Consider the following 6,762-nt stretch of genomic DNA (forward strand, 5'->3'; position numbering starts at 1 on the left):
ATGAGAAAAAAATTTTTATTTTATAAAATCTTTAAGAGAGTTAACTTTTTAGCAAAAGCGTTTGTAATAATACTACTATTCAATTTTAATTGTGCTCATGCCACAAGGACTAACTTCAAAAAAATGTCAAAAGTAGGGAATAAAATAGTAAAAAGTAAAAAAATAATAAATAATATAAAGTCAAAAAACTTTTTTCTATCTATAAAAAGAAACAACAATTTATCAACTAAACCTATAAATGACAAATATGAGGAAGATGATATATATGATCAATTTCTCCTACAACCAGAATTTGGAAAAAACGATAATGCTAATAATCACAACCACCATCACAAATATGATTATGATCATTTAAATTACTACTTAAACAAGAAATATGCGATTGATCATAACAGAAAATATAACAGAGAAAAATTTCCATACCACCATTACCACCATTACCACCATAATGGTAGTTTTTATTGGCAAAAAAATCATAGAAACTTCAACAATAACGATATTAATTATAATTATAATACTTTTAACTCAGGGTTTTTGTATGACCAACGATATAATTATAGATATACTTACAATATAAAAGAAGAAGACTTAATTCACGACTTAATTAAAGTGAAAAATTTTCTAATGGGATTATCATATAAGTCTCTCTTTTATGATATTAAAACAAACATTGTAAATAAAATTAATTCAAAATTAGGAAATAAAATTCAATCAAGAATAAGTGATATTTTTCATTTCTTCAAAGTAAATGGAAATAGTTCAGTTAAAGTGGACTTAGATAATAATCTTAATCTTAGTGATTTCGAATTAAAATTTTTATTACCTCTAATAGAAAAAAAAAATATAATTTTTTTTACACAACAGAGCTTACATAAAACAGACAATCGTTTTCAATATAACTTTGGTTTAGGATTAAGAAAATTTATTTTAAATAAAAAATATATGTTAGGGATAAATAATTTTATTGACTATGACATTTCTTTAGAAAATGTTAGAACCGGAGTAGGATTAGAATTTTGGGATGATCTTTTCAAACTAAATTTAAATACTTATTTAGGATTAAGTAGATGGAGTCGATATGAAGACCCTCTTAACAAAAAACTTAATAGTAATAATCAACTGCGTAATAACAATATAGATATAAATAACGACGAGTTTTTTGAAAGACCTGCTATGGGTTTAGACATTAGAGGAGAAGGACATTTACCTTCATTACCGAATCTTATTTTTCAACTTGAATATTCTAAGTATATAGGTAATATAGGTTTTACACCAAACATCAATTTAATAGGACATAAAAAACTGTTGTCTCCCTCTATTCTTACTGCTAATATTGTATATAATCCCATACCAATGTTAACTTTCACATTGAGTAAATCTCATACTTTATATGGTAAAAATAATATTCATTTTGGTTTTGGAGTAAATTTTAAACTAAATTCTTCTTGGTACGAACAAATACATTCAGCAGTAAAAAATTTTTTTCCATCTGTTTATAATCATAGATATGATTTTGTAAATAGGAACAATAACATAATATTAGAATATAGAAGAAAATATATAATTAAAGCATTTGCAAATAAAGAAATAAAAAACTTTCCAAATAGTGAAAACTTTCTAGGACTGAAAATCAATAGCGTATGGGGGTTTAAAAATTCAAATTTTTATATTAATAAAAGATTCATAGATAATGGAGGCAAAATTATACATCATGATCATGATCATGATTATATAATTAAATTACCAAATTATGATTTTCTAAACGTAAGAAATAATTCTTATGTATTAAAATTAATTGTATATGATCTCAAAGATAATAAAGATGTTACTTATGTAAAAATTCAAGTTTTACCTCCACCTATAAATAAAAATTACTCAAAAATAAATATTTACCCTGAAAATTTTTTAGTTAATACAGAACAGGCAAAAATAACTTTTGAGGCAAGAGATAGTTATAATAATATTATGTCGCATTTAAAAAATGTAAAGTTCGTTTTTCTAGAAAATGGTATTTTAAATAAAAATAATATACACTTTAGTAAAGTTATTGAAAATCCTTTAGGGACTTATTCGGCTTACATTAGTAGTTCTTCTATAGGTCAGGGATTTATAAAAGTTCAAATTGATAATATAATAAATCGAGAATTAAGTGCAAAAATTAAAATTTCTCCACCAGTTACTGATTATTTAAATATACAAACTGATCATATTTTTTTTATATCCAAAGTTAGTGAACCTATGACTTTGATTATTACTACTCTTGATAAGAAAGGAAATATAGTAAAAAATTCTGATATTAAAATAAACACTATAGTATCTAAAGATAGACAGGGTAAAATACGTTTAGATAGTGGTTTTTTAAATATTGAGGATTTATCTAATAATCATGTTTTTGTGGGTAGACATTTTTCTTTTAAAACAAATAAAAATGGTGTATTGAAAATTAAAGTTTCTGACCCCCATGGTATAGGAGTTCAAACTACAATTGATATTACAGCTGATGACCATATATCAAGAAAAATAGATTTAATTTTTAAAGTTATTACCAGTCCAGATAGTAATAAAGCACAAATGTATGGTTATATGGATGATTATGTATATTTAAATGCTAAAACGAGATTTAGAAGACCATTTTTAGAAAGGGAATATGCATCAGATATCGTATATCATCATGCAAATGAAGACTGGGGGACATTGACATATGATAATGCCGTTAAATATTGTAACACAATGAAATATTTTATACCTATTAGGTCATTATTAAATGATTTTAGTAGTCAATACCCAGCTGATATTTTACTCAATTTGCATGGATGGCCTATTGTATCTACTTTTAGTGGTGTTTGGTCTTCTTCGGAAAAATGGGGGCAATATCCACCTAGACATTTAATTTGGTATTTGGATTATACAAATAGAATATTTTATGAAGGACTTCATAATAGTGCGTATCTTGTTTTATGTACTAATTTATATGCAGGAGATGGTTTAGAAGAATTTGGAAGTTAATTTTTGATTCTAAAAATCTTCTTAATAAGAAGATTTTTAGTTGGGATTTTGTTGATTATATATTTTTTTTTAAATAAAGTATTCACCATTTTTCGGTAACAAATAAATAATATTTAAGTGTATCTTTTATATTTTAAAATATATTATTTTAAATATTTTTTGATTTAAAATATTTTTTTTAAAAAAAATAAGTATTATATTTACTAAATGCTATTTTTAGAATATTAATTAAAAAAATGAAAAAATTATGTTTCACAAAAATAAAATATTTTTTCTTTTCTTATGTATTTTTTATTTTTATAAATATGTTTTATAGTTTTTATGTTTATGCAGAAGATACACGTCATGTTAAAGAACCTATAATCCCAGAATCTTGTAAAATATTAATAGCTAATGATAAAGTTGAAACAAATGATATACAACAAGCAGTTTTACTTTGTGCTAAAAAACATCAAATTGTTAGTTTAAAAGCATCTGATGATGCTAAACATTTATATTTTTATTCAGGCCCAATATATATACCTTCTTATGGAGGATTATTTATTGATAAAAAGGTAATTTTATCTGCTATCCCAGACCCTTCTTTATATGATTTAGGAAATAAAACATGTGGGACATTAGATAATTTAGGTAAGGGGTGTAAACCTTTTATAACTATACAAGGTAATAGTAGTGGACTATATGGTTTTGGATATATTGATGGACAAGGTGGAAATATTTTACATAATAAAAATTACACTTGGTGGCAATTATCTACTGAAGCTAAATTTAAAAATAAAAAACAAAATACTCCCCATTTAATTGATATTAAATCAGGAAAAAATTCTATTATATATAAATTAAATTTAATAAATTCTCCAAATTTTCATATTGTACCTTATAAAACTGATGGTTTGACTATCTGGGGGATAAATATAAAAACTCCTTCAGAAGCTCGCAACACAGATGGTATAGACCCATCATCATCTCAAAATATAACAATTACACATACAAAAATAAGTACAGGAGATGATAATATAGCAATAAAAGCTGGTAATTCCGGTGAATCAAAAAATATGACCATTATAAATAATAATTTTGGTTTGGGACATGGGATGTCTATTGGGAGTGAAACAAATACAGGAGTACATAATATTTTAGTTAAAAATTTATCTTTAAGTAATACAATAAATGGTATTAGAATTAAAAGTGATAGTACAAGGGGGGGAATAGTAAATAACATTTATTATGAAAATATTTGTATTATAAATGTTAAAAATCCTATTCTTTTTGATGCACATTACGATGATAAAGAACAAGGAAATAAAATTCCTGAATTTAAAAATATTTTTCTTAAAAATGTTAAAATTTTAACTCCAGGAACATTAAAATTTAATGGTTTTGATAAAAATAAAATAATTGAAGTATTTTTAAATAATTTTAGTGTTAAAACTGGTTCGATATGGATTAAAAGTAATACTACTATACATGGCAAAATAAATAATAATATTAATGATAATAATTGTCAATTATATAAAATAAATTAATTATAATTAATTTATTTTTTTATTAAAACTAAAAAAATTGTTTCGTTATTTATTTTATTTGAAATATTGTTTTTTACAATATTTAAATTATAAAATTTAGCAGCTAATTCATTCCCTATCGCTGCTAAATATTTTGATTTATTTTTTTTAATTATCTTCATAGCATATGCAGAACTATTACAATTCTCAATTTCCCAATGAGGATATTTTTTTATAAAAAAACTACACTGCTCAAATGGTTGAGGATGGCTAAGAATTGTTTTTATATTTTTAATAAAAAAATTTGTACGTGTTACTAAACAATGTTTAATAGGTATTGCAAATTTTTCTTTAATATAAAGAGAACTTTTTTTTAAAAGAATATAGACTTCTTTTATAAGACCTGAATAATTATTAGATATAGGTACTATAGCTTGTGTTATATAATCTTTTTCAACATAATAAAAAATTTCTTCAAAAGTGTTACAACTTATATTAATAATTTTTTTTTTATAAAAAAAATTATTAATATAAGTTAAACTAGCTAAGTGTGAATAACTCCCTACAGGACCTAAAAAAGCTAAACTTATCAAAGTATTTTTATTCTTTTTTATAAAATCAATACTATTGTAATTCAATACACAATTAACTTGAGAAGTTAAAATATCGGAATATATTTTTTTTTTAATCATTTTTCCAAAACAAAATAACAAAATTACATTAACTAAAACAAGAACATTTTACTTCAATTTTTTTACATGAACAATATCATTAATATCTATCCAACATTCCCATCCTGTTGCAAAAGCAACTTCATATAAAGATTTTTTTAAATTTTGTCTGAATTTCCATAACATTTTTATTTTACTTCCACATAATTTTTGTAATGTACTAACTTTATAACATAAAGGATCATTATGTGAACAATAGAAACAATGAACCCACTGAGATAAAAATTTTCCTTTTAGTTTTCTTCTTTCTTTTAAAGAAATTCCTGTCCACATTGAATCAGTAAAAAAAGAAATAATTTTCTTATTAAGTACAATTATGTGTTTTTTATTCTTAATATTTTTATACCACTCATGTAATAAATGCCCCATATAAAAACAATTCTTATAGCTTATTTCTATACTGCAAATAGAAAGTCTTATTAAGCATGATGTTAGCCATTCATAATCTCTCTTACCTGTTGTTCTCCCAATAGCTTTTAGAAAATCATGAGTAGAAAACATCACTTTTTCTCCCAATGGGACTTTTGTTAATCGATGTAAACATTCTAACCAAACATCTAAATCTGACTGATCTAAACTCTCTCCTGTAAATCTTATAAATAATCCATTTAAAGTTGTTTTTAAGATATTTCTTTCATATTTTCTATTACCTTTCTTTACAATACCAAAAAGAGAACTTCGGAGCATAATGTTAGGTATTGCTCTTTTTGTTTTAGATACAAGAAGGAGATTTTTTTGTAGAAAATTTTCTTTTTTACATAAATTAAAATCAAAATTCTCCCTTTTATTAAAATTATCTGTAAAAATATTTTTTTTATCCTCCTTCACAGAAAAAAAATTATTTCTACACTTATTCTTTTGAACTAACAAATGTATTCTACTATAGATTGATTTACGCATTAAACTTAATTACTTTCTTTATAAGAAAAATAAACACACAAACAAAACGAAAGACAACACAATGAGTTATATTAGAGATATATTATAAAATGTCAACTTTTTTTTTATACTTCATATATTTATTTTTAGTTTCAAAAAAAATTCAAAGAAGAGTCAATTTTATACTATTTTTTAATAAATTCGGGATAGCAGGTAGCAAAATTCGGGATAGCAGGTAGCAAAATTCGGGATAGCAGGTAGCAAAATTCGGGATAGCAGGTAGCCCCCTGTACATACTTTTTTCTTTCTTAAAAAATAAAAATCTTTTATAATCATTTTATAATCATTTTATAATCATTTTATAATCATTTTATAGTCATTTTATAATCATTCTATAGTTATTTTATAAGAATTATATAATTACTCTATATTTCCTTTGTAATATTTTATAATTACTCTTTAGTAGTTTTAAAGTATCCATAAAATTTCATCTATATAGCTTGATTTACATTAAAAAATGTTTTATCATCTAGCAACACACAAATAAAAAATTTAGAGTAAATGAAGTTTCCTTAGTTCGATAAAGTTTTAATTTTTATTCGTAAAAAAATATGTGTACTTATTAAAAAAAGATAAAAGTT

4 protein-coding genes are annotated in these 6,762 nt (G+C 23.4%); 2 read left to right on the forward strand and 2 right to left on the reverse strand.

Annotated features, from left to right (window positions below):
* The first annotated feature begins 123 nt into the window (after nt 1-123).
* Nucleotides 124-3,006 (forward strand): inverse autotransporter beta domain-containing protein, encoded by a 2,883-nt coding sequence (locus GJT88_RS02300; RefSeq protein WP_168895347.1) that lies wholly within the window; start codon nt 124-126, stop codon nt 3,004-3,006.
* Nucleotides 3,007-3,242: 236 nt separating this feature from the next.
* Nucleotides 3,243-4,532: a glycoside hydrolase family 28 protein gene (locus tag GJT88_RS02305; protein ID WP_168895348.1), complete on the forward strand. Its 1,290-nt coding sequence runs from the start codon at nt 3,243-3,245 to the stop codon at nt 4,530-4,532.
* Between the two features lie 11 nt (nt 4,533-4,543).
* Here GJT88_RS02305 and GJT88_RS02310 read toward each other — a convergent pair whose 3' ends face one another.
* The gene (locus tag GJT88_RS02310) at nt 4,544-5,203 is read right to left on the reverse strand and encodes a prephenate dehydratase domain-containing protein (RefSeq protein ID WP_168895349.1); all 660 of its coding nucleotides are present in this window, start codon (nt 5,201-5,203) and stop codon (nt 4,544-4,546) included.
* Nucleotides 5,204-5,251: 48 nt separating this feature from the next.
* A complete protein-coding gene (trfA, locus tag GJT88_RS02315) occupies nt 5,252-6,142 on the reverse strand; it encodes a plasmid replication initiator TrfA (RefSeq protein ID WP_168895350.1) in 891 nt (296 codons plus the stop codon).
* Nucleotides 6,143-6,762: the final 620 nt, after the last annotated feature.

The sequence above is a fragment of the Enterobacteriaceae endosymbiont of Donacia tomentosa genome (assembly GCF_012571135.1).
In the GTDB taxonomy this organism is placed as follows: domain Bacteria; phylum Pseudomonadota; class Gammaproteobacteria; order Enterobacterales; family Enterobacteriaceae.